We start from the raw sequence: 23,873 nt of genomic DNA, 5'->3' as shown, positions 1-23,873 counted from the left end.
TTTATGTTCTTAGGGGGTTCAACGCTTAGATCCCACTGGGTTTGAGCCTCCTAGGGAAAATGTTGATTTTAGCGTAAATTTTAATTAAAAGTTTGAAGAAATTTATTAGAAATCTTAAAATAAATAGCAAGTTGAAGATGCTGACTTGTTGTTTGTTTTTAAAAGGTGCGTTAGGTTATGTTTTAAATTTGTGTTCATAAGAAGGTGAACTAGGATTTAAAATGTAGCCTTATTTTAAATTGCAAAATAAAATTGAAAATTTTTAAAATCAATGAGGAAATAGCTGTAAAAAAATTTCATAATCACATATATATTATTGTGAGGGTAATCATAATGAAGTGATTACTAAGAGTTATTTTAAATAAAGTGATAGAAGGAGAGATAATTATGAAATACACAATTATGGGGTTTAGACAAGAGAAGTTAGTTCAGTTAGGTCTTGATATTTTGGATGCCATTATCCTTAGATATTTTGTTGATTTCAAAGAAGCTAAGGGAATGAGGATTAAGATTGTAGATGGACAAGCATACTATTGGATTCGTTATGATGGAGTTTTGAAGGAGTTACCTATACTAAATATTAAGAAATGCACTGTTCAATCTAGATTTTTTAAATTAAGAGATGCAGGAGTTCTTACACATCAGGTTATAAGAGAAGGTGGGACCTATTCATATTTTGGCATAGGAGAGAAGTATACAGAGCTGATAACTAGTGGGGTAAATCTAGATGATGATAACGGTGGTAGGTTAAAAGAGTCTTGTAGTTACGATAATTTAGCTGAAGAGAAGAGTCAAAAGAGTGCGGATAAAGATTCCTATAGGGCAGGTTATAAGCTTAACAGTGTAGATGTAGATTCCTATAGTGTAGATGAGAACATTCAGTGTAGAGAGGAGAACCTACAGGGGTATCAGTGTGAGTCTACAACAAATAATCCCTCTACTAAAGATCCCTCTATTATAAATATTAATAACCCTGTTTTTCTAAAGAAAAAGGCTTTTGAGATAATTGAGTACTTGAATTTGCAGACTGGAAAGAAGTTTAGAAGTGATACTAAGGTAACTCTTAGGCTAATTAAGGCAAAGTTCCAAGAGGGTTTCACAATGGATGATTTTAGAAATGTTATAGACAATATGAAGATAAGATGGACAGGCACTAAATTTCAGGAATACTTAGCTCCAACAACACTTTTTGCTGGTAAGTTCGAAACCTATCTAAATCAAGGTAAGGAAGTACAGGGGAATGGATTTAAACGAGGAAATGTTGTCATGACGAGTGGGGTAGATAAAGCATCGTTAAAAGAAAAATTACGGAATATAGTTTTAAGGGAGGATATGTGAAATGGATATGATTATGCCACATAGCATGGAGGCAGAGCAAGTAGTTTTAGGGGTTCTAATTAACGATAAGAATAAAATTCATGAAATAGAGGACCTTCTGACCGTAGAAGATTTCTATTATAATAATCATAAATTAATTTATAGAGGAATTTTAAACCTTAGAATTAGAGATATTGAAATAGATATAATCACCCTCAGTGAGGAGCTAAAATCTGGAGGAGTCTTTGAGAAGTGTAATGGACTTACCTATTTAACAGAACTGTCTGGAGCTGCATCTTATTTAGATAACATAAGGAGTTATAGTGAAATCATAATAGATAAAGCTACTAGGAGACGTATCATAAAATCATGTATGAAGGCCATTGATGATAGTCATAAGGAATCCTTGATAGATCAGGTACTAGAAGGGCTAGAGGATAATATTCATAAATCATATAGCAGTGTAGATATGGGTGAGATGGAACCGATTATGGATGTGCTCCAGGAAACCATGAGCGAAATTGAAGCAAGATATGTTGGGAAGAAGGACATTCAAGGTATAACCACAGGCTATGGAGAACTAGATAAGGTAACTTCAGGGTTACAACGTGGAGACTTAGTTATTATAGCTGGAAGACCTTCCATGGGGAAAACTGCCCTTGCTTTAAACATTGCTCAGTATGCATCTAAGGAAGCAATGGTAGGAATATTCTCCTTAGAAATGCCAAAGCAACAACTTATAAATAGGATGCTAGCAGCTAAATGCTTAATTCCCCTTAATAATATTAAAAATGGAAATCTAACAGAAACTGATATTGAAAAACTTATGGTGGCATCTGCAGGGCTATCAAAGCGGAAAATCTATATAGATGATACCTCTACAACAATGGCAGCTATAAGAGGAAGAGCAAAATCATTAAAGCGTAAAGCAGGGTTAGATGTGATAATTATAGATTATCTTCAGCTAATAGAATCCACTGGAGGAAGCAGTAGCAGAGAACAAGAAGTTGCAAAGATATCAAGGGAATTAAAAAGGATGGCAAAATCTCTCGATATCACAATCGTAGCACTGGCACAGCTTTCAAGAGCAGCGGAAAGCAGAAAGGATTCAAGACCAATGCTATCAGATCTAAGGGAATCAGGCTCCATAGAGCAAGATGCAGACATGGTGATATTCCCATATAGGGAAGAATATTATGATAGGGAACTTAGGGAAGAAAACAAAGATAATGAAACTGAAATTATGGAAATTATCATAGGGAAAAATAGAAACGGTGAAACAAGAAGCGTAAACTTGGGATGGATAGGAAAGTATCAGAGAGTTGTTGGGATTGGGTAAGATATAAAATATCTAGGTAGAGATACAAAGTCAGTAGATTTAGGAAACTATAAAAATATTAGGCTTTGTTTAAGATAAATGTTGATAAGGTAGTAATAAAAATATAAGAGGACTTTTGCTCCTCTTATATCATAATGTATTAAGAAATTTGGTACATTATCACTCAATTAGAATAAGGAAAAAATCATTTAGATATATACATAAATTTCTTATATTCTTTTTCATTATAATTCCATTTTCCTGTAAAACCGGATATTGTTATAGCTAATATTGAATAGGTTTATAACAAGCTATTGTCTAGTAAGTGCTCAAGGTATTTTTATATAAATAGGATTAAATTGATTTATTGAAGAAGGTAATTCAATAATATTACAAAATATTAAATGTTATACATTTAATGAATAAATAGTGTTATAATACTTCATGAAGGCGTAGTTAGCTTTGAAAAATACTTATTTAGGTGAAAATAATTTTGATTTTACCTAAGAGTAGCTGAATAGTTACCAAAATTATATTAATATTTTATATAATGTGAAGAATTAAAGATTATAGATTGAATGGGGGAAATAAATATGGAAAATTTTATTATTAATGAAAGCACAAGAGAGGAAGTAGGTTTAGTCGAAAATGAGATAGATAAATATAATTCATCTAGAGTTCCTTTTACGCAAGAGCCATCGTTTTCTCCAATTAACAAAGTTATAAAAGAGTCAAATGGAGATATAGTAGCAGGAATAAATAGTGTATTATATTGTTGGAATTGCCTGTATATAGATGTTTTATGGGTTAAAGAGGAGTTTCGAAAAAAAGGTTATGGGTTGACACTCTTAAATGAAGTGGAAAAAGAGGCAAAACAAAGGGGATGTAAATTAATTCATTTAGTTACTTTTGATTTTCAAGCAAAAGATTTTTATCTTAAATATGGATATGAAGTTTTTGGGGTATTAGATGATTGCCCTTTAGGACATAAACAATATTCCATGAAAAAAAATATATAGTTTTCATTTCTTAAAATGTGAGTTAGGGAAATACATTTTAAGAATTCTCTTAAAATTTCTCATATTATTAACATTGGAACATAGCTTATCAAATTAGGGATTTTCAAATTTTACACCTTATGGGAACTTACGAAGGAGCTAAGTGAATGAGGTTGAATTATATGATGATGCTTATATGCCGTAAACAAACTAATGTTGTTTACGGCATTTTTGACTAAATTTGTATAACTATATCCGTAATGGTAAAAGAGTCTATAAATAGAGAAATACATTAGAAGGGTATACCATTCGTAAAATTACAGATTATTCTATGGTTGAAGATTTGGTATCACTAGATTTAATTCAAGACAGTGAGACTTTGAAAGAAGATTTTTGCCAGCGTAGAGCCATAAGCATGGGGCAGGCATCTTTGTCAGAAATTCCAGTGGATACATATATTTGTTATTATGATAAAATCCCAGTGGGAAGTTGCCAATTATTTTTATATAATGGTCTAGCTAAAATAGAAGATTTCACAGTGTCCCCAGAGTATCAGCGTCGTGGAATAGGTACTACCATCTTAAAATATGTGATAGACATAGCTCTTTTAAAGAAAGTAGAAGTGATATATCTCAGTGCAGATGAGGAAGATACAGCAAAAGAAATGTATAAAAAATTGGGATTTGAAAAAGTAAGCGAATTCTATGCGGTGGTATATAAACTATGTAAGTGTGTTTCGTTCATAAATCCTATATCAGTATAGACATGGGTGATATGGAACCTATTATAGATGTGCTCCAGGAAACCATGAGAGAAATTGAAGCAAGATATGTTGGAGACAAGGAAATTCAAGGCATAACCACAGACTATAGGGAGCTAGATAAGGTGACTTCAGGGTTACAGCGTGGGGATTTAGTTATTATAGCTGGAAGACCTTCCATGGGGAAAACTGCTCTTGCTTTAAATATTGCTCAGTATGCATTTAAGGAGGCAGTGGTTAGGGCAAAAACATTAGAGTGTAGAGCAGCGGAAAGTAGAAAGGATTCAAGACCAATGCTATCAGATCTAAGGGAATCAGGCTCCATAGAGCAAGATGCAGACATGGTGATATTCCCATATAGGGAAGAATATTATGATAGGGAACTTAGGGAAGAAAACAAAGATAATGAAACTGAAATTATGGAAATTATCCTAGGGAAAAATAGAAACGGTGAAACAAGAAGCATAAACTTGGGATGGATAGGGAAATATCAGAGAGTTGTTGGGATTGTGTAAGAAGGTTAATTATAACTACACTGATATTTGGAGACACTTTCACAAAGATAAAAGAGAATATACTTGGTTTAGTAATACGAATACTGGGTTTAGAATAGACCATGCTTTTGTTTAAGGAAAGTATATACATCTAATAAGGATTGCAATTATATTGATCAACTAAGATTAAAGAAAGTTTCAGACCATTCTATCATTATAATAGAACTTGATATTTAAAAGTAGAATATTTATAAATCCTCATTGAAATTAAAAAATCAATGGGGATTTTTGTTTTATGGTAAGTTGTTTATGAAAAATAATTGGCCTCATGGGAGTTGATGAAGGAGATAAGACTGAAGTTATTAACAAAAAAAGAGGTCAAATAATTAATAAAGATATTGAAATTTTGTAATAAAACTTTGCTGTCTTTTTTTGTTAGGCAGTGATTGAGATGAAGAAGCAATTTAAATCATAGATAAAATCAAAATAAATATTATAGGCAAAATTAGTATATAATGATAAAAATTGTAGTATAATGAAAGTGCATTATCCTAGAATAAGAGTAGATACTGAAATTATTATTTCTTAAAAGAAAACATGAAAATAACTTTTTCTTGTTTTTAGTGTTCTTATAATGTATATAGCACAAAGATGCCTTGTAATATTTAAATTTATGCACTTTATCAGTTTTTATAATTTTAACACGGAAGATGAGGATTTTAAAAATAAGGAGCAAATTAGCAGTATTAAAGGAAGAGATGGTAAAAATAATATTTAGAATATTATGGAGTTAAATAGTATAATTAGCATTGGTACTGCAATTTAGCGTGGGATGAACTTCCAAATTTTATACCTCTGGGAACTTACAAAAAGTGAAATGAATGAGTTTGCTCAATATAGGTTAGGAGAGAAATATGAGAGAAAGAACTGCAATTGATACAATTATAGGATACTTTTATCAATTTGACTATGCTATATATAAATTACTAAATTTAAATAATGAAGACGAGTTTATTACAGTTGAGGGTGTGGAAGATGTAGATATAAGTACAGCGACAGAAGAAACAGCTATACAATGTAAATATTATTCAAAAACAGAATATAACCATTCTGTAATCGCAAAGCCGATTAGACTAATGCTAAATCATTATAAGGAAGTGAAAGATGGAAATAAATCCAGTGTAAATTATTATTTATATGGATTTTATAGTTCTGGACAAGATAAACTTGGATTACCAATAAACAAAGATTCACTAAAGAAATATTTTTTAACATATACTAAAGATAAGGTAAGGCATATCTATCATGATGAGCTAGGTCTTAATGATCAAGATTTAGATGATTTTATTTCTAAACTTACTATAAATATTAATGCAATAAGCTATGAAGGTCAGGTAGAACAGATTATTGATTTATTAAAGGAAAAATTTGATTGTTCAGAGTTTACAGCAGAACATTTTTATTATAATAGTGCACTTAAAGTAATAAAAGATATTGCTACTAAATTAGATATTTCTGAAAGAGTGATAACAAAAAAAGAGTTTATAAAACTTATAAATAATAAACAGTTACTATTTAATGAATGGTTTTTAGCATATAGAGGCGAAAAGGAGTATTTTGCAACTATAAGAAAAGAATATTTCACATCATTAAATATATCTCCATTTGAGAGATTTTTTTTAATTGAAGTTGATGAGGCTAATTATAAAAGATCGGAACTGAAAAATTTGATATTTTTAATTTCAAAGAAGTGGACTAATATATCAAAAAGGCAGACGAGCCCATATTGCCCATATATATATATACACAATATAGATATAAATGAATTATTGGAAATTAAAAGAGAGTTATATAATGAGGGTTTTAAATTTATAGATGGTTTCGATTACAATGGAGCCTTATTCTCAATGAAATCAATAGTCCAAACAGCTAAATTCGAAAATGGTATTAGGATAAAAATATTGGATGAGTTAGAATATTTACATCTTACGTTAAATGAAGTAAGTAAGACTAGAGAGGTATTTCAATTTTATATGAAAAATCCATATGTGAATATAGAAAATAAAAGTATAAAAAGTGTTAAAATTCAAGTAAAGAATTTTAAATATGTAAAGGAGGTTATTTAGAATGTGTGAAATAGAAAAAATTAATGCAGAAGTTATATCTGTTTATCCAAATAGAATTAAAATATCAGTAGACAATTTAGAGGACTTTAAAATAGCTGATGAGTCATTGAAAGTAGGTTCTTATTTAAGAATAGCTGATAACGAAAATTCGATTCTTATAGGTATTATAGAAAATTTTTCTATAGAAGTTAATGACAGTGGAAAGAGAAAATATCTTATAGAAGCAAATCCATTGGGATTAATAAAAAATAACAAATTTATACGTGGTGGTGATTCTTTAGCTATTCCGCCTAAAAAAGTAGAGCCTGCTAGTGAAGAAGAAATTAGAAAGATTTATGAGAATTCATTAGATGAAAAAGAAAAATTTGTTTTTTCAACTTTATCAGCTAATAATAAAATAAAAGTTCCTGTAAATGGAAACAAGTTTTTTAATAAACACATAGCTATAGTAGGCTCAACGGGGTCAGGAAAATCACATTCATTAGCAACAATTATACAAAAGGCAACCAGTGAAAAAAATGGGGATTTTGCCTTGAATAATTCACATGTTATAATTTTTGACATACATTCAGAATATAAGGCTGCATTTCCGAATGCAAATTTTTTAGATACTACAAATAGTAGTCTTGTATTACCTTATTGGCTATTAAATAGCGAAGAGTTAGAAGAATTATTTTTAGATACAGATGCAAATGATCATAATCAAAGGAATGTTTTCAAAGAAGCGATAGTAAATAATCGTAAATTGAAATTTACCGGAAGTCAAACAGATAAAGAAAAAATTCACTTTGATTCACCACTATTCTTTGATTTGAAAGAAGTATTGCAATATATAGAAAATAGAAATAATGAAAAAAAAAGTAAGGATAATGATATTTCATGGGAAGATTCTGAAGGAAATACATTTATTTTTAATGAAGATAATATGAACAAGTTATTTAAGGAAAAATTAATTTGTAAAGGAACATCAGCAACGGGGAGTTTAAATGGTAAACTAATTAATTTTTTAAATAGACTAGAAAATAAAATTAGTGATAAAAGATTTGACTTTCTTTTGGGAGAAGCGTCTAAGAGGATATCATTTGAAGAAACATTAAAAAAATTATTGGGTTATGAAAATAATAAAGAAACAAATGTAACGATAATAGATCTTAGTGGGGTACCGTTTGAAGTGCTAAGTATAACAGTTTCGTTAATATCAAGAATAATATTTGAATATGGGTATTACTATAAAAAAATAAGATGTAGAAAAAGTGAAATAGAAAAAATAAATAATGATGCACCTATTTTACTTGTATATGAAGAAGCACATAAATATGTACCCAATAGTGAACTTGTTAGATTTAGAGCTTCTAAGAAGTCTATAGAAAGAATTGCAAAGGAAGGACGAAAATATGGAGTTACACTATTATTAGCAAGTCAAAGACCTTCTGAAATATCAGAAACTATTTTTTCGCAATGTAGTAACTTTCTTGCAATGAGACTTACAAACCCCAATGACCAAGGATATGTGAAAAAGTTATTACCTGATACAATGGGGGGATTAATAGATAAAATGCCTTCATTAAAAGCGGGAGAAGCTTTACTTATTGGAGAATCAGTTAGTATACCTTCAATAGTACAAATAGATCCATGTGCTAATCCTCCATCTTCAAACGATATCCCATATTGGGAGTTATGGAAAGATAAATGGAAGGATGTCGATATTACGGAAATAGAAAATGAATGGTATAAATAGTTGGTTATAATCTGTACTTGATATTGATATGGAGAAGATTTTTTTAATAAATTTAATTTTGAAATTAGTCTTTAATTATACATGAAATTGGAAAATATAATTATTTTAAAAATATATATATAATGGTATTACAAAGGTTAACATTGACTTGGAAGTAATTTTTATGTATAGGTTTTTTCATTTATTTAAAAGTTTGTTTGTAAATACCAATCTCATAAGCACAGTTTTAGGTGATTTGTTTGGCGGTATAGTTATTTTTGAAACAGAATGGCATACTAGAAAGTGTAACAATAAACAGAAAGAAAAGCATTATGATTCAATGCTTTATTACGATTTGAAAAGTATTGAATATTATGAGTTTATCGATATATGGTCTGTAGATATAAGGTGTTATGAAAATTGGCATCATTTGTTTGCTAATTGTTTCTTCTTAGAATTAGAGTACGTAGCAAACTCAAGTCCCAAGGGTCTTTCGACATTATCGTAGAGATGAAAATTATTCCAAGAATAAGGTTACATTGGAATAGCAGCTTAGTAAATGATGAATTTCCAAATTTTATACCCATGGCAGAGTTTACAAAAGAGTGAAGTAAATAAGTTTGCTCATAAAAAATATAAAAACTTAACTTTAAATTATACATATAATATAAACTTGAATATATGACCAAATAAATAAAAAATATGTAAAGGTATGCATCTTTAAGAATGTAAAAAGGTGGTAAAATGTTTAATTATACAAATTTAAATGATGTTGAATTTGAAGAGCTATGTAAAGATGTAATGGAAAAAAAGTTATCAACAACGTTGCGATTATTTGCCAAAGGCAGAGATGGTGGTATTGATTTAACTGACAATACATGTACTCATAACATTATTGTACAAGCAAAACATTATATTGGAAGTAAGTTTCCTAATTTACGCACTACACTAAAAAATGAAATTAAAAATGTTAACAAATGGAAACCTAATCAATACCATATATGCTGTGGCATGATGCTAACAGATGCGAATATTACAGAAATATATGATATGTTTTCTGATTTTATGGAGAACGATAAAAATATTATTACTTTAAGAGAAATAGATGATTTTTTACAAAAGTCAGAAAACTCAGACGTTGTAAGGAAACACTACAAATTATGGCTCTATGCATCAAATATTTTAGATGAGATTTTCAATCAAGATATATTTGTTGATTGTGAATCACTTCTTAGTGATATAGATGAAGATAGCAAATTTTTTGTTCAAACTAATATTTACGAACAATGTATCGAATATTTAGACAAGAATGGGTTACTTATGATAACAGGTGGACCAGGTGTAGGTAAAACAATTACGTCAAAAATGTTAGTTTTATATTATGCTACACAAGGATATAGAGTAAGATACACTACCAATGGTGATATTTCTGATATAAAAAAATCACTTTCAAGTGAAAAAGAATGCAAAGAAATAATACTATTGGATGACTGTTTAGGCCAACATTATTTTAATATGAAGCATACTCAAGAAAATGAATTACTTTCTTTAATAAAGTACGTAAAATTATCAAAAACTAAAAAGCTTATTTTAAATTCAAGAATTACTATTTTAAATGAAGCAAAAGAACGTTCTATAGATTTCAATATTTTTTTTCGCGAAAAGAAAATAAGAAGTTTTACAATAAATATGAACGAAATAACTCAGTTAGAGAAGGCAAAAATTTTTTATAATCATTTAATTTATAGATGTATTCCAAAAGAATACTACAACACTATAAAACAAAATAAGAATTATTTAAAAATCATTCAGCATAACAATTACACGCCAAGAATAATTGAGCATATAACATATGCTACTAACTATTCAAAAGTAACGCCTGCTGCATATTTTGATTATATACTTGAAAATTTATCAAATCCAAATGACATATGGAAAAATGAATTTGATAGGCGACTTCAAGATGTTGATAGAGCTTTTTTATCTACATTATACTCTTTAACTGATACTAATGTAGAATGCGGAGTATTAAAAAAGTGTTTTAATAGCCGATTATCACAAATGAAAAATGTTGATTATACAATAGACAATTATGAATCAATAGTATCACGATTAAATCAGTCTATTATAAATGTTATTGACAACAAAGGGAAAATGCATATTGGGGTGATAAATCCTTCTGTGAACGATTATTTGAAATTGATTTTTGCCAATAATAAGTTAGAAGTAAATGAAATTCGTAAATCAATATCTAATTATAAACAGTTAGAACGTTGCTATTCAAAAGATGAGTTGTCCAATATACATTTTGAACTTGTCGTTAGTGGTAAAATAAATGAGATTGACTTTACCACTGAAAAAGAAAAAATATATTTTGTTGCAGCACATATTTGTGAATATAATATAAAAGATATACGGTATGAACAGATAGTTTTTGATTATTTAAATAATGCCTATTGTTGCTGCTTTTCGAAAAATGATTGGCTATCTCATTTTGATATTATAGGACACTTGTTTGATGAAGATTTATATTCGTATTATTCAATCCGTAAATTTATTTTAAAACAAGATTATATTTACAATTTATTGATGAATTTAGATTTAGAAGAGTTAATTTATTCAGTAAATATATTAAGTAAGTGTTATGAAAAAAACAGTATAGAGGTTTCATGGTTAAAGCCATTGTGCAAAGAATTGATAAATGATGCGATACTGTGGTTTGTAGAAAATATAGATATTTCCGATTACTGCGATAGTTATGATATTAACGATTTAATTAATAAAAGTATGAAAACTTGGTACTATGAAGATCATGAAGAGATGGATTATGATAAGGATGAGGTAGTTCGGGTATTAAGGAAATTGGCAGAGGAAGACATTGAAAAAGAAATACAAGAAAAATTATCTAAATTAGATAAAAACATTTACAAATATGAAAATATGAGAATATATGACAGTGTCAATACGGATGGCATTGAAAGTGTTATTGATTCTTATCTTGAGCCTGGAGACTCAGATTACGAAGAACATGGCTATAGTAGTTCAGCTGGATTATGTATTTCTGAAATTGAAGCTATATTTGAACGATGAGTTACAGTGCTGTAAAAGTATTATACTGAATAATTGTTAGATTAAATGAAAAGTAGCTGTCCTCCAAGTCACTGCCAGCTTCATATGGTGTACAGTTATTTATGGACTTTGAAATTTGTTTTATTAGAATTATTTATATGCCAATTAGGCTAATAATGGCAGTTCTTCAAGAGCTGAAATAGTTTAATAAATAGCAAGCTCAAGTTCAAAGGCCTTTTGCCATTACCCCAGCAGGATGTGCATTAATTAAGCAATCTCAACCAGTTTAGTAAACTCAGGTTGGAGCAAAAACCCATATGGGAGGGAGTAATTGCCAGGGCAAGCACTTGCTAAAGGAAAGTATATACATTCAATAAAGAATTGTTATTATATTCATGAACCAAGATTAAAAATTAATGGGGATTTTTGTTTTATAGTAATTGGTTTATGGAGAATAAATGTATTCAGATATAAAGTTTATTTGCTAATATTTTGTGTATAGGAGTTCTAGATTATAAGTTTAATATCTGGAGCCATAGATATGTATATAAATACAAAGAAACAGAAACCTGACCCGTTGTTTTTTACGGATCAGGTTTAGTGTTAGAATATTGTTAAATAGAATAATATTATAAAATAAATAATAGATGGATGTATAAATTTCTTTATTTTATGCTAATCCTTCTTTAATTACTTCAGCATAAATCTCAAAAAGCTTATTCCAAGTTAGTATTCCAACTAATCCATCGGGAGTTAGTCCAAATAAATTTTGAAAGGAAATAACAGCTGACTTTGTTTTTGGACCAAAGATACCATCCACATCTACACTAGGTATCTTAGTGTATTTTTTTGAAATGGTTTTTAGCCAATTTTGAATAGTTTTAACATTATCACCACGGGATCCTTCTCTAATAATATATCCTGGCCACTTTGGTATTTGTCCAGATGCGGTTAGGATAAATGGTTCAACAGTTTTATACACGTCATAAAGCTTATTCCAAGTTATTTTACCTACTATTCCATCCGAAGTTAAACCAAAGAAGGCTTGGAATGCCTTAACAGCATTTTCTGTTTCTTTATCAAATACTCCAGTAATTTTTATAGGCGGAATAGCATCATAAAATACAGCAATACAAGCTAAGAAAAATTGAGCAAGCTTTACTCCATCACCAGTTGACCCAAGTTTTAAAATATAGGATGGTGGAGATGGTGGTATAGGTAAGACTTCTCCTTCAGATTGAAGCTCTCCAAGTTTTTTTACGCCCACATATATTTGAGAAATTTTATACCAGGTAGACTTTCCAACAATGCCATCAGGAGTTAAGTTAAATACACGTTGAAATACCTTAATAGCATCTTCGGTTATTTTATTAAACTTTCCATCCACAGGATTTATATTAGGGATAGCGGGGTAGTTTTTACCTACTCTATTTAATTGGTCCTGTATTATTTTAACATCATCAGAAGAACTTCCTAACTTTAGTGGAATTCCCGGATAAGACTCGGGTACGCCTTCAATTATTTTTGCACTTCTAGATTCAATATCATATCCATAGTATTTTTGAAGTATTTCAAATGTGGTTAGACCTGAATTTGCAGCAGTAACTGTACCCCATTGTGAAAGTCCATCACAGGTTACAGTTGTTCCGTTACAGTATTGTGCAAGAAGTGGCTCTAAAAAATCAGCCTTTGCTATATAATCATCAAAAATATCATCAACTATTTCGCTTATATTGTCAAAGATATTCCTTCCAACTACAAAAAAATGATCATATGCAGTTGAGTTTGTTATGTCAAAATTATAACCTCTGCTTCTATACCATTCAGTAAAAATTCTATTTAAAGTAAAGGAAATTTGGGCAATAATATTTGAATGAATAGCAGCTACAGGCCATGTTGGGTATATTTCGCTTGAAGCAACATTTTTGATGTAGTCTGTAAACAAGACTGTAACATTTTGAGCATTGGAGGTTGGTGAACCTAAATGTACTGTAATATTTTTAGGAATAACAGTCTCAGATAAAATCTTTGGGGTAATCTTATTAGGTTTTGGGAGAATTGAATTTTTAATAGGTTTAACGCTATATAATAAGCCATTTGGAGGAATTACAATATCTTCACTATCTGTAATAGTTCTAGTTTTAGGTATCATTGGAATTTGTTGAAGAGAAGTAAGTCCATCAAATATTGGGATGTTTTTGATTAGGATATTTTTAAATGAGTTACTAGCTATAATTGCATCATAGGTTCTGTAAGGTGGCATAGTTTCATTAGGGTCTTGAGAAAGTGCTTTTTCATAGGTATATAATTTTATCTCACTACTAGTGCCATTTTCATCTAAGGATAAGGGACCTTCTATTAAAGGGGTTGCAGTTTCGTTATCTATTATAATTATTTCTGCATCTCTAACGGGTAATGAACGATTACCAATAAAGAGTTGAAATTTTAATGTACCAATTGCCATAAATTTCTCCTTTTATATTCATCTTATATTATTATATAGATAAATTTAAAATTAGTGATATTAAGTTTTCTAATAAAGTCAAAAGGTGTTGCAATATAATTTGCAGCACCTTTTGCTTTGGCAAGTACTTTTATAAATCAGAGAAGATATCTCATACATTCCTGCAGATATTACAGAGCTGATAGCTGTGGATATCTCTCCATTCTATGCTTCACAGGGAATGGAGAGACCATTTATAGTATATCTTCTAAGGTGTATTTAGACAATTCATCAATAAAGATTTGCAATGAGTTAGAAATTATTCCTTTAAGCTTACAACCACTTGTCATTAGTGGACAAAGTTTGGGGTTATCCATACATTCAACTAAGCTTAAATTTTCTTCAGTTACTATTAATACTTTTCCAAGATTTATTTCATTTGGCTCTACACCTAGTTTTAATCCGCCATTTCTGCCTTTTGTTGATATTATATATTCTGTTTTAGCGAGCTTATGTATAACTTTCTTCATATGATGTTCTGATACTTCTAAGTGCTCAGCAAGTTTATCAACAGTAGCAAGGTCTTCTCTATTTCTAGCTAAATATATTAAGGCTCTAAAAGCATAATCTGTAAATTTAGATATTTGCATAACAATTCTCCTTTAATATTTTAATTTATTATATTGTAGCAAAAAATACAGAGATATTAAATGTATATTTTGTTTACACATTTTATGTTTTATGATAAATTAGTGCTATGAATTAAGGAGGATACAATGATGAATAAATATATATTTTTTATATTTGGTAATTTTACTTTAATGTTAGGAGTTATAGGTATAGTTTTACCTGTAGTTCCAACGACACCTTTGCTTATGGCATCCTGTTATTTTTATGGTAAGAGCTCTCCAAGATTTAATAGGTGGCTTGTTGAAACAAGCATATACCAAAAGTATGCTAGAGAATTTGTTGAGTCAAGAACATTACCATTAAAGCGTAAGGTGTTTCTTTTAGTGTTTGCATCAACAATGCTCCTAGTTCCTTTAGTAATACTAGAAAGTTGGTTAAAGCTAATTATTGTAGCTACATATATATACCTATACTACTATTTTATTTTCCAAATTAAGACCACATAATTTCTTTTGAAAAATAATGTGTATACTACTTGCACATTTAAAAATCCTGTGTTATATTAAATACAACAAGTGATAATAATTATTAAACAATAAAAGTTATAGAGTCACAAAAGAAAACTAAAGAATATAAATTATAAACTTGCAAAAGAAGAATAGAGATTACAAATTTGCAAAAGAAGGCTAAAGGAGAGATATTATATGTTAGATCAAAAAACAATTGAAATAGTTAAAAGCACAGTACCTGTATTAAAGGAGCATGGATTAGAAATAACAAAAACTTTCTATAAAAATATGTTCGAAAACAATCCGGAGGTTAAATCATTATTCAATATGGATAGACAAGCTTCAGGAGAGCAGCCCAAAGCATTAGCTATGACTGTGTTAGCAGCAGCTCAAAACATAGACAACCTAGGTGCTTTATTACCAGCAGTTAAGAGAATAGGTGAAAAACATTGTGATGTTCAAATTAAAGAAGAGCATTATCCCATAGTTGGAGCTAATCTTTTAGGAGCAATTAAAGAGGTTTTAGGAGATGCAGCAACAGAGGATATTATTGATGCATGGGGTAAAGCTTATGGCGAAATTGCTAAAGTGTTTATAGAGGTTGAAAAAGAAATTTATGCATCAAGAAAATAAATAATAGGTAAGTTTTGTCATGCTCACAAGGATTGTGAGCATGACATTTTTTATGAATTAAATATAGCACGCACCATTCCAACCCTAAAATTTGTATATCAATCTTAACAATGGTAAGATCTATTTATACAATCCAACATGTCAGGGGGGATTCAATTTTGAAACAAGGCGTAGAGTCGCAAGTTGTTAATTTTACGGTACAGCATAAATCAATTGAAATTGGTTCTAATATAGATGGTAAGATAGCGGATGATATTTTAGGCGCTTCTAAAACAGGGTTAATAAATCATGGTATAGATTCTAACCTAGCATTACGTCCGCAGTTACTTATAAATGATCATAATAAAGGAAATAAAGTTTTAAGTGATATTGTAAAGGAGTTATCTAAGTGTAATGAATTTATTATGTCTGTGGCTTTTATTACAACTGGTGGTATAACTCCACTTTTGGAGAATCTGAAATCCTTAGAGGAGAGAGGTATTAAAGGGAAGATATTAACTACTGATTACCTTAATTTTAGTGAACCAAAGGCACTTAAGAAGCTTTTGGAGTTTTCTAATATTGAGTTGAAGGTGTATTCTAAAGAGAACTTTCATACAAAGGGTTATATTTTTAGTCATGATGACCATTATAAGCTTATTGTTGGTAGTTCTAATCTAACCCAAACTGCTTTAACTAAGAATAAAGAGTGGAATGTGAAGGTATCTTCTTTAGAAGAAGGTTCTTTAACCATGAGTGTACTTCATGAGTTTAACACTATGTGGAAGGATGCTGATAGCTTAGACGTTAAGTGGATTGAGACCTATGAGAAGATATATAAGCAGCAAAGGGAGAATGCTAAGCAAAGTAGAGTTCCAAGAATTGCTCAATATAAATTAAAGCCAAATAAGATGCAGGTTTCTGCAATTGAGGCCTTGGATAATATAAGAGCAGAGGGTAAGGATAAAGCCTTGTTGATTTCAGCCACGGGTACGGGGAAGACCTATTTATCTGCCTTCGATTTAAGAAATTATAATCCCAATAGAGCTTTATTTATTGTTCATAGGGAGCAAATTGCAAAACAAGCTTTAGAAAGCTATAAGAATGTTTTTGGTGATACTAGAACTATGGGAATTGTTTCTGGTCATTCAAAGGATATGAATAAGGACTTTGTGTTTTCTACCATGCAGATGATGGTTAAGGACAATATATTACATAGCTTTGATAAAAAAGAGTTTGATTATATTATCATAGATGAAGTTCATAAAGCAGGGGCAAGTAGTTATCAGAAGATAGTTGATTATTTTCAGCCTAAGTTTTTACTAGGAATGACAGCTACACCTGAGAGAACAGATGACTTTGACATCTTTAAGATGTTTGACCATAATGTGGCATATGAAATTCGTCTGCAACAGGCATTAGAAGAAGATTTGCTATGTCCTTTTCATTACTTTGGAATTACAGATATATTAGTTCAAGGTAATGAGTTAAACAGTAATGAAGAATTTAAATATTTAGTGGCAGATGAAAGAGTTAATCATATAATTAGTAAAATTAAATTCTATGGTTATTCTGGAGATAGAGTACATGGATTAGTATTTTGTAGTGATAAAAAAGAAGCAAGGGAGCTATCTTCTAAATTCAATGAACGTGGATATAAAACCTTGGCTCTCACAGGAGAGAATACGCAACAGCAGAGAGAGGATGCAATTAATCGTTTAGAGCAGGATGAAGTAGAGGATTCCTTAGATTATATCTTCACAGTTGATATTTTTAATGAAGGTGTAGATATTCCAAAGGTAAATCAAATTGTAATGCTTAGACCAACGGAGTCTTCTATAATTTTTGTTCAGCAGCTAGGACGTGGACTTAGAAAATGTGAAGATAAAGAGTTTGTTGTTATCATTGATTTTATTGGTAATTATGAAAAGAACTTTTTAATTCCAATAGCACTTTCAGGGGACAATACCTATAATAAGGACAATATTAGAAAGTACATTATGGAAGGAACGAGAGTTATTCCAGGATGTTCTACTATTAACTTTGATGAGGTTTCTAAGAAACGTATTTTTGATTCTATTGATAGTGCTAACTTCAATGATGTTAGGCTTATTAAGGAGAGTTATAATAATTTAAAGCAAAAGCTAGGAAGAATACCAAGATTAAAAGACTTTGACTTACATGACTCTATTGATGTTATAAGAATTTTTGATAATAAGTCCTTAGGATCATATTATAAGTTTTTAACAAAATATGATAAGGAATACTCAGTAAAACTTAGTCCTATTCAAGAAGAGTTTGTTGAATTTATTTCGAAGAAGCTGGCATCAGGAAAGAGAATCCATGAATTGGAAATGATTAAATGTGCAATGCTCCATGAATATGATTTAATCACAAGGTTAAATACTATTTTAAAAGACCAGTATGAAATTATCCCTAAAGACATTACAGAAGTATCCGTTGTTAATGTACTTACAAATCAATTTCCAACGGGAAGCGGAAAAGATAAGTATAAAAACTGTGTTTTCCTTGAAAGTAATGGAACTGATTATAAAACATCACATGTATTTAAAAAGAACTTAGAAAATCCTACCTTTAAAGCTATAGTTGAGGAACTAGTTGAATTTGGCATAGAGAGAAACAAGAAGCTTTATGGTCACCGCTATATGGGGACAAGTTTTCAGTTATACCAAAAGTATACCTATGATGATGTATGTAGATTATTAGAATGGGAAAAGGGCGAAGTAGCTCTAAATATTGGTGGATATAAGTTTGATAAAAAGACAAAAACCTATCCAGTGTTTATTAACTATGAGAAATCAGAAGGCATTAGTGATTCAACTAATTACGAAGATAGGTTTGAATCCTCTTCACAACTAATTGCCATATCTAAATCAGGTAGAACAGAGACCTCAGATGATGTTCTGCAAGCCTATAACGCAGAGAAAGATGGGGTTGAAATGAGCTTGTTTGTTAGAAAGAATAAGGATGACAAAGCCTCAAAAGAGTTCTACTATCTAGGGAAAATTGGAGCAGTAGGCAAACCACATCCTATTATCATGAAAAATACTAATAAGAATGCAGTGGAGATTAAATATAATCTTTATACTCCAGTTCGAGAAGATATTTATGAATATATTACTTCTTAGATAGCTTAAGATTACACTTTATCTGACTAAATTAAAGGTTGCATTATTGAAATAATATGAAAATTGTGATAAATTTAAATTATCAAATAAATATCAATCAGGGGGTAAGTTAAATGAGAGATTATTTTGAAGGAAGATTTGAAGGGCAAAATATAATTGTCACCGGGGGAACATCTGGTATAGGGAAATCAGTTTGTATTAGAGCGGCAAAAGAAGGCGGAAATGTAGTTATAGTAGGTCGTAATGAAGAAAGAGGCCAAGCTATACTTAATGAAATAACTGAAAACGGTGGCTCAGCTATGTTCATTGCAGCTGATGTTAGCAAGGAAAGTGATGTTACTAAATTATTTAATACTGTAACTGATAAATTAGGAGAAATTCATGTTGTTATTAATAATGCTGGTATTGTAGGACATGGGGAAAGAATAGATGAATTAGCTACAGAAGAATGGTTAAATGTCATTAATACAAATTTAAATTCAGCTTTTTATTGTTGCAGAGAAGCAGCTAAGAATATGATAAATCATAAAAAAGGCGGTTCAATAGTAAATGTATCGTCAATAGCAGGAAGTACAGGTTTTTATAGATCAAGTGCCTATGTAGCGTCTAAACATGGTCTTAATGGTTTAACTAAGGCAGTAGCAAATGATTTAGCAATGTTTAATATACGTTGTAATTCAGTATCACCAGCAGGAACATCAACTCCATTAAATGATAGAAGTTCAATTGAAGTAAAAGCTAAGATTGGAGCAGCTATGGCAGCAGGTAAATCTTTAGAAGAAGCAAAGTCTGAAACTATGATAGGTGGAAAAACTGAAACATTACAAAAGCGTTCAGCCACATCAGAGGAACAAACAGCTACTATTCTGTACATAGCAAGTGATGAGGCAAATCATATAACAGGTTCTATAATTATGAGTGATGGTGGCTATACAGCATATTAAGGATTATGTGTGGTTGTCTTAGCTACACAACTCAACATGTTAGGGGACGATGTTTACAAACTAGCATGATTACAATAACTATATAATATAGATTAATAAAAAATAATATAGCTAAATAAAAAAATGATACTTCAGTTGGAGTATCATTTCTTTATGTAAAGATTTTTAAGGCTTTCTATAACTAAAATATCAGCTGGCAACCAATTAAGGTCGTCTAATTCATCTGAGGTAATCCACCTAGCATCATTATGCTCATTTAACTGTAATGTACCACCGGCTATTGTACTAATAAAACAGTGCATTGTAAGATGAAAATTAGGATAATCATATTCAACGGTAACTAAAAACTCATCAATATTAATATTCAGCTCTAATTCTTCCTTGATTTCACGGCAAAGGGCTTCATCATGAGTTTCACCAGGTTCAACCTTTCCACCAGGAAATTCCCACATATCTATGAATTCACCATATCCACGGCGGGTAGCTAATATTTTATCATTATCTTTTATAATTGCTGCAACTACTTCTATTGTTTTCATATGTACTCCTTGAAAGAAAGATTTTAATTGTTCTTTAATAAGAAGTATAACACGGTAAATTAAGGGGTTCAAGATGGTGAGGTTATTAAGACTTAATTAGGATAAACCCAAAAAAACAAGCCACAGTTATTGTGGCTTGTGATATTTGTTATCTCTTAACGAAATCTCCATACATAGGGGTAAACTTCCCGAATGCTCCTGCAACTTCCATGATTTCACCAGTTAAGTATGATGAGTCATCTGATGCAAAGAATAGTACTGCATTAGCAATGTCATCTGGCTTTCCAGGACGATTCATTGGAACTTGTTTTAAGAATGTGTCTAAGAATTCTTGGCTCATATTTTCTAAAGCTGCTTTTGTTGCAATGAATCCTGGTAATATTGCATTGCATCTTACGTTAAACTTAGCACTTTGAGCAGCTATGTTTTGAGTTAGTGAGTTTATTGCTGCCTTTGATGTACAGTAAGCTATACCTGATAAATCTGGTACTGCAGAACCGATTGTAGATATGTTAATTATGCTTCCGCCACCAGTTTTCATCATGCTCTTAATAGCACTTTGGCTTGTTAAGAATACGCTTTGTAGGTTGCTTACTACTGTTTCAAAGTAATCTTCGCCTTTAGTATCTAAAATTGTTTTATCAGTTTTAACATCATGACCACCATAGTTATTTACCAATATATCTATTTTGCCTTCATTTTTAATTACTTCTTCCACCATTGCAGTGTAGGTTTCAGCTTCTCTTGCATTAAAGTATACATATTTAGCAATTCCACCTTTTTCTGAAATACTCTTTATAACTTCATTAGCTAAATCTTCATTTCTTGCTCCAATATATACTATAGCTCCATTTTCAGCTAGCTTTTCTGCACTAGCAAGTCCGATACCTTTTGTTGCAGCAGTTACTAATGCTACTTTGTTTTTTAATTTCATATATATTCACCTCGTTAATTTATTTTAATCATATTATTTTTTGAAGACTCTAAGCCATATGAGTAAACATTTTACCTAATTCTTCTATAATTTCATCTCTGTCATGTTCAGATATTCTTCTTTGATGATTTTTTCTGTTTCTTTCTCCAACTAGGTAAGATAATTTAACACCTAATTGATCTAAGCCTTCTTTTGCAACATCTTCTGGATACATTGCAGCAGCTACAGTATCTTCATTAGCTGGTTTGTTTTTTAACCAAGTAGGTGTTATTGTAGAACCAGCTGTCATTAGTAGTATATCAACATTGGTATTTTTACACTCATAAGCAACACCCTCTGTTAATGCCATCATATATGACTTTTGAGCTGCATATTCTGCACAGAATGGTAGAGAAGTCCAACCTGATAATGATCCAATAGTTACAAAAGCTCCTCTATTTCTTTCTTTGAATAATCCAGTAAAATGATGTAGTAATTTTGAGAAGGTTCTTATATTAACTCTATACATCTGCTCATATTTTGAATAATCTACCTTGTTATATTGGCCCATAGTATGTAAGCAAGCTACATAGTTAATTAAGCCCATATCTAAGTCCTTAGTAGCTTCAATTAATTTTTCAGCTGCATCATATTCTGAAAGGTCTTGTGGTAAAACTCTGATCTCTTTACCAGTTTCAGCATTAATCTCTTGTGCAAGGACTTCTAAAGCTTCCTTTCTTCTTCCAACTAATATTACATCCATACCTCTTCTAGCAAGTTCAAAGGCATTAGCCTTTCCAATTCCCTCAGTAGCACCTAATACAATTCCCCATTGTCCATATTTTTCTCTAAAGTTCATAATTAATTCCTCCTATTTAATATATTTTTTGAATTTATATTTTTGGCTATGTTTTAATATATTGTTCAGATTGGACTTCAATATTATCTGAAGTCCTTATCAACATTAGTTAAAACATATCCAAACTTTAAATTTGTTCTTCAGCTTTTTTCTTATTTGCAAGATTTATAGCTACTAAGAAAGTTGTAAAAGTAACTATTAATAATCCTATAAATATCATCCAAGTTATTTTGTATGCTCCAGTAGTGTCATATATAAACCCTGATAAAGTAGGTCCAACTGCGCCCCCAAACTGGAAGAACATAATTACTACCCCAAGTATTGTTCCGTAATCTTTTTTACCGAATATTTCACTGGTTAAGTAGGATGGTCCCATAGCTGCAATTGCTATAAATGCTCCAAATATTATTGCAAAAGCTATTGCAAAAGCTACAGTTTTACCAAGTAATAAGCAAATTACTGATATAACCATAAATGTTCCTATTAAAGTCATTCCTTTTTTAAGACCAGCTTTTTCAAGTAACATTCCAATTAATATGTTACTAAGGATTCCCATAATTGAAACTAGAGATGTCACTGTTGATGCGAAGGCTGCACTATGGCCTACACTTTCCATATAGCTTGGAATATGCATTTGAACCCCTGCAAAAACTACTCCAAGTAGCACGATTGCTACAATAAATACCCAGAATACTGATGAAGATTTTGCTTCTTTAAATGTATAACCTGTAAGTTCTTCAGATTTTGATTTTGACTTATTATAAGTCGTTTGTGTTTCTTTACTACCATATGGAAGTTGTCCAATATCTGATGGCTTCCCTTTGATAACAAATAAAGAAATTGATACAGTTACAACAAACATAACTGCTCCTAAAATGAAGTAGCATTTTTCATAGCCTATTTTAGGCATTAAGTTTGAAATTATTAATATTGTACAAAATGCTCCTAAGTTACCACCTGAGAAGGCGATACCTGTAGCAAGTCCCTTTTTCTCTGAAGGAAACCAATTAGTAATAATATAAGATACTGGAATTTGTGTTATACCTGTAGCAAACACCCCAAGTATTGCAGATAGTATATAGAATTGCCACAATTTAGTAGCTAAACCAAAAGCCCCAAAGGATAATGAAACTACTGCTCCACATATGGCCATAATATATCTAACATCATGTTTCCTTATGACCTTTCCCATAATTGGCGACATTATTGCTGTAGCGATTGCAACAATAGTGAAAACTAATGAAAATTGAGTTGCTGTAAATCCTAAAGCTGCAGTTACAGGTTTAAGAAATATTGAATGTGATAAAAATATAATTGCAAAAGGCATCGCTAAGATCAAAAATGAACCAGCGGCGATCTTCCAACCATAAAATGAATTTTTCTTTTCCATGCTCTTTACCTCCGTTTAATTAATTAAGTAAGACTATGTTTTAATTGTAAGACTTGTATCAAGTCATTTCAAAGGTACCATTGTGG

19 protein-coding genes are annotated in these 23,873 nt (G+C 30.6%); 13 read left to right on the top strand and 6 right to left on the bottom strand.

The genetic code is table 11. The features are described 5' to 3' along the window. Positions 1 to 387 precede the first annotated feature (387 nt). From RSA29_RS06510 to RSA29_RS06470, 9 genes are all read left to right on the top strand, one after another. A complete protein-coding gene (locus RSA29_RS06510) occupies positions 388 to 1,338 on the top strand; it encodes a conserved phage C-terminal domain-containing protein (protein ID WP_346942582.1) in 951 nt (316 codons plus the stop codon). Position 1,339: 1 nt separating this feature from the next. Continuing rightward, on the top strand, positions 1,340 to 2,656 hold the full coding sequence (gene dnaB, locus RSA29_RS06505) for a replicative DNA helicase (RefSeq protein ID WP_346942583.1): 1,317 nt from the start codon (positions 1,340 to 1,342) through the stop codon (positions 2,654 to 2,656). A 572-nt stretch (positions 2,657 to 3,228) separates the two neighbouring features. After that, entirely contained in the window at positions 3,229 to 3,654 is a 426-nt protein-coding gene (locus RSA29_RS06500) for a GNAT family N-acetyltransferase (protein WP_346942584.1), read from the top strand. A 310-nt stretch (positions 3,655 to 3,964) separates the two neighbouring features. Continuing rightward, positions 3,965 to 4,396 carry a GNAT family N-acetyltransferase gene (locus tag RSA29_RS06495; RefSeq protein WP_346942585.1) on the top strand — a complete coding sequence of 144 codons (432 nt, stop codon included), beginning with the start codon at positions 3,965 to 3,967 and terminating at the stop codon, positions 4,394 to 4,396. Positions 4,397 to 4,398: 2 nt separating this feature from the next. Then, a complete protein-coding gene (locus tag RSA29_RS06490) occupies positions 4,399 to 4,908 on the top strand; it encodes a DnaB-like helicase C-terminal domain-containing protein (protein WP_346942586.1) in 510 nt (169 codons plus the stop codon). A gap of 893 nt (positions 4,909 to 5,801) precedes the next feature. Continuing rightward, on the top strand, positions 5,802 to 7,013 hold the full coding sequence (locus RSA29_RS06485; RefSeq protein WP_346942587.1) for a DUF4297 family anti-phage-associated protein: 1,212 nt from the start codon (positions 5,802 to 5,804) through the stop codon (positions 7,011 to 7,013). A 1-nt stretch (position 7,014) separates the two neighbouring features. Then, complete coding sequence (gene herA, locus RSA29_RS06480; protein WP_346942588.1) at positions 7,015 to 8,751, top strand: anti-phage-associated helicase HerA; 1,737 nt, start codon at positions 7,015 to 7,017, stop codon at positions 8,749 to 8,751. Between the two features lie 163 nt (positions 8,752 to 8,914). Beyond that, the gene (locus RSA29_RS06475; protein WP_346942589.1) at positions 8,915 to 9,238 is read left to right on the top strand and encodes a hypothetical protein; all 324 of its coding nucleotides are present in this window, start codon (positions 8,915 to 8,917) and stop codon (positions 9,236 to 9,238) included. A gap of 236 nt (positions 9,239 to 9,474) precedes the next feature. Next, entirely contained in the window at positions 9,475 to 11,820 is a 2,346-nt protein-coding gene (locus RSA29_RS06470; protein ID WP_346942590.1) for a restriction endonuclease, read from the top strand. A gap of 649 nt (positions 11,821 to 12,469) precedes the next feature. Here RSA29_RS06470 and RSA29_RS06465 read toward each other — a convergent pair. Together RSA29_RS06465 and RSA29_RS06460 are read right to left on the bottom strand one after the other, a co-directional pair. Then, a complete protein-coding gene (locus tag RSA29_RS06465; RefSeq protein ID WP_346942592.1) occupies positions 12,470 to 14,263 on the bottom strand; it encodes a peptidoglycan-binding protein in 1,794 nt (597 codons plus the stop codon). Positions 14,264 to 14,496: 233 nt separating this feature from the next. Further along, the gene (locus tag RSA29_RS06460; RefSeq protein ID WP_346942593.1) at positions 14,497 to 14,892 is read right to left on the bottom strand and encodes an Rrf2 family transcriptional regulator; all 396 of its coding nucleotides are present in this window, start codon (positions 14,890 to 14,892) and stop codon (positions 14,497 to 14,499) included. Between the two features lie 126 nt (positions 14,893 to 15,018). On the opposite strand from RSA29_RS06460, the gene RSA29_RS06455 reads away from it, so the two are divergent. The 4 genes from RSA29_RS06455 (at position 15,019) to RSA29_RS06440 (ending at position 20,086) form a co-directional block, all read left to right on the top strand. Continuing rightward, positions 15,019 to 15,378, top strand: coding sequence for a YbaN family protein (locus RSA29_RS06455; protein ID WP_346942594.1), 360 nt, complete (start codon positions 15,019 to 15,021; stop codon positions 15,376 to 15,378). 198 nt (positions 15,379 to 15,576) lie between these two features. After that, positions 15,577 to 16,014 (top strand): globin domain-containing protein, encoded by a 438-nt coding sequence (locus tag RSA29_RS06450; protein ID WP_346942595.1) that lies wholly within the window; start codon positions 15,577 to 15,579, stop codon positions 16,012 to 16,014. A 158-nt stretch (positions 16,015 to 16,172) separates the two neighbouring features. After that, positions 16,173 to 19,142, top strand: a complete 2,970-nt coding sequence (locus RSA29_RS06445; protein WP_346942596.1) for a DEAD/DEAH box helicase — start codon at positions 16,173 to 16,175, stop codon at positions 19,140 to 19,142. Between the two features lie 113 nt (positions 19,143 to 19,255). Beyond that, positions 19,256 to 20,086, top strand: a complete 831-nt coding sequence (locus tag RSA29_RS06440) for an SDR family oxidoreductase (RefSeq protein ID WP_346942597.1) — start codon at positions 19,256 to 19,258, stop codon at positions 20,084 to 20,086. Between the two features lie 143 nt (positions 20,087 to 20,229). On the opposite strand, the gene RSA29_RS06435 is transcribed toward RSA29_RS06440, so the two are convergent. From RSA29_RS06435 to RSA29_RS06420, 4 genes are all read right to left on the bottom strand, one after another. Beyond that, the gene (locus RSA29_RS06435; RefSeq protein WP_346942598.1) at positions 20,230 to 20,625 is read right to left on the bottom strand and encodes a (deoxy)nucleoside triphosphate pyrophosphohydrolase; all 396 of its coding nucleotides are present in this window, start codon (positions 20,623 to 20,625) and stop codon (positions 20,230 to 20,232) included. Positions 20,626 to 20,773: 148 nt separating this feature from the next. Next, positions 20,774 to 21,559 carry an SDR family NAD(P)-dependent oxidoreductase gene (locus RSA29_RS06430; protein ID WP_346931396.1) on the bottom strand — a complete coding sequence of 262 codons (786 nt, stop codon included), beginning with the start codon at positions 21,557 to 21,559 and terminating at the stop codon, positions 20,774 to 20,776. 49 nt (positions 21,560 to 21,608) lie between these two features. Beyond that, complete coding sequence (locus tag RSA29_RS06425) at positions 21,609 to 22,397, bottom strand: SDR family NAD(P)-dependent oxidoreductase (RefSeq protein ID WP_346942599.1); 789 nt, start codon at positions 22,395 to 22,397, stop codon at positions 21,609 to 21,611. Between the two features lie 127 nt (positions 22,398 to 22,524). After that, on the bottom strand, positions 22,525 to 23,787 hold the full coding sequence (locus RSA29_RS06420) for an MFS transporter (protein ID WP_346942600.1): 1,263 nt from the start codon (positions 23,785 to 23,787) through the stop codon (positions 22,525 to 22,527). Positions 23,788 to 23,873 lie beyond the last annotated feature (86 nt).

The sequence above is a fragment of the Clostridium sp. genome, from assembly GCF_036660475.1.
Classification (GTDB): Bacteria; Bacillota; Clostridia; order Clostridiales; family Clostridiaceae; genus Clostridium_J.
Note: the sequence above shows the minus strand (reverse complement) of the source record. Positions and strands in the feature narration are given on the sequence as shown.

Coding starts and splice junctions, on each gene's coding strand:
- RSA29_RS06460 (WP_346942593.1), bottom strand. CDS start 14,892: ATGCAAATATCTAAATTTACAGATTATGCTTTTAGAGCCTTAATATAT.
- RSA29_RS06510 (WP_346942582.1), top strand. CDS start 388: ATGAAATACACAATTATGGGGTTTAGACAAGAGAAGTTAGTTCAGTTA.
- herA (WP_346942588.1), top strand. CDS start 7,015: ATGTGTGAAATAGAAAAAATTAATGCAGAAGTTATATCTGTTTATCCA.
- RSA29_RS06435 (WP_346942598.1), bottom strand. CDS start 20,625: ATGAAAACAATAGAAGTAGTTGCAGCAATTATAAAAGATAATGATAAA.
- RSA29_RS06455 (WP_346942594.1), top strand. CDS start 15,019: ATGATGAATAAATATATATTTTTTATATTTGGTAATTTTACTTTAATG.
- RSA29_RS06450 (WP_346942595.1), top strand. CDS start 15,577: ATGTTAGATCAAAAAACAATTGAAATAGTTAAAAGCACAGTACCTGTA.
- RSA29_RS06465 (WP_346942592.1), bottom strand. CDS start 14,263: ATGGCAATTGGTACATTAAAATTTCAACTCTTTATTGGTAATCGTTCA.
- RSA29_RS06420 (WP_346942600.1), bottom strand. CDS start 23,787: ATGGAAAAGAAAAATTCATTTTATGGTTGGAAGATCGCCGCTGGTTCA.
- RSA29_RS06430 (WP_346931396.1), bottom strand. CDS start 21,559: ATGAAATTAAAAAACAAAGTAGCATTAGTAACTGCTGCAACAAAAGGT.
- RSA29_RS06425 (WP_346942599.1), bottom strand. CDS start 22,397: ATGAACTTTAGAGAAAAATATGGACAATGGGGAATTGTATTAGGTGCT.
- RSA29_RS06475 (WP_346942589.1), top strand. CDS start 8,915: ATGTATAGGTTTTTTCATTTATTTAAAAGTTTGTTTGTAAATACCAAT.
- RSA29_RS06495 (WP_346942585.1), top strand. CDS start 3,965: ATGGTTGAAGATTTGGTATCACTAGATTTAATTCAAGACAGTGAGACT.
- RSA29_RS06470 (WP_346942590.1), top strand. CDS start 9,475: ATGTTTAATTATACAAATTTAAATGATGTTGAATTTGAAGAGCTATGT.
- RSA29_RS06500 (WP_346942584.1), top strand. CDS start 3,229: ATGGAAAATTTTATTATTAATGAAAGCACAAGAGAGGAAGTAGGTTTA.
- dnaB (WP_346942583.1), top strand. CDS start 1,340: ATGGATATGATTATGCCACATAGCATGGAGGCAGAGCAAGTAGTTTTA.
- RSA29_RS06485 (WP_346942587.1), top strand. CDS start 5,802: ATGAGAGAAAGAACTGCAATTGATACAATTATAGGATACTTTTATCAA.
- RSA29_RS06440 (WP_346942597.1), top strand. CDS start 19,256: ATGAGAGATTATTTTGAAGGAAGATTTGAAGGGCAAAATATAATTGTC.
- RSA29_RS06490 (WP_346942586.1), top strand. CDS start 4,399: ATGGGTGATATGGAACCTATTATAGATGTGCTCCAGGAAACCATGAGA.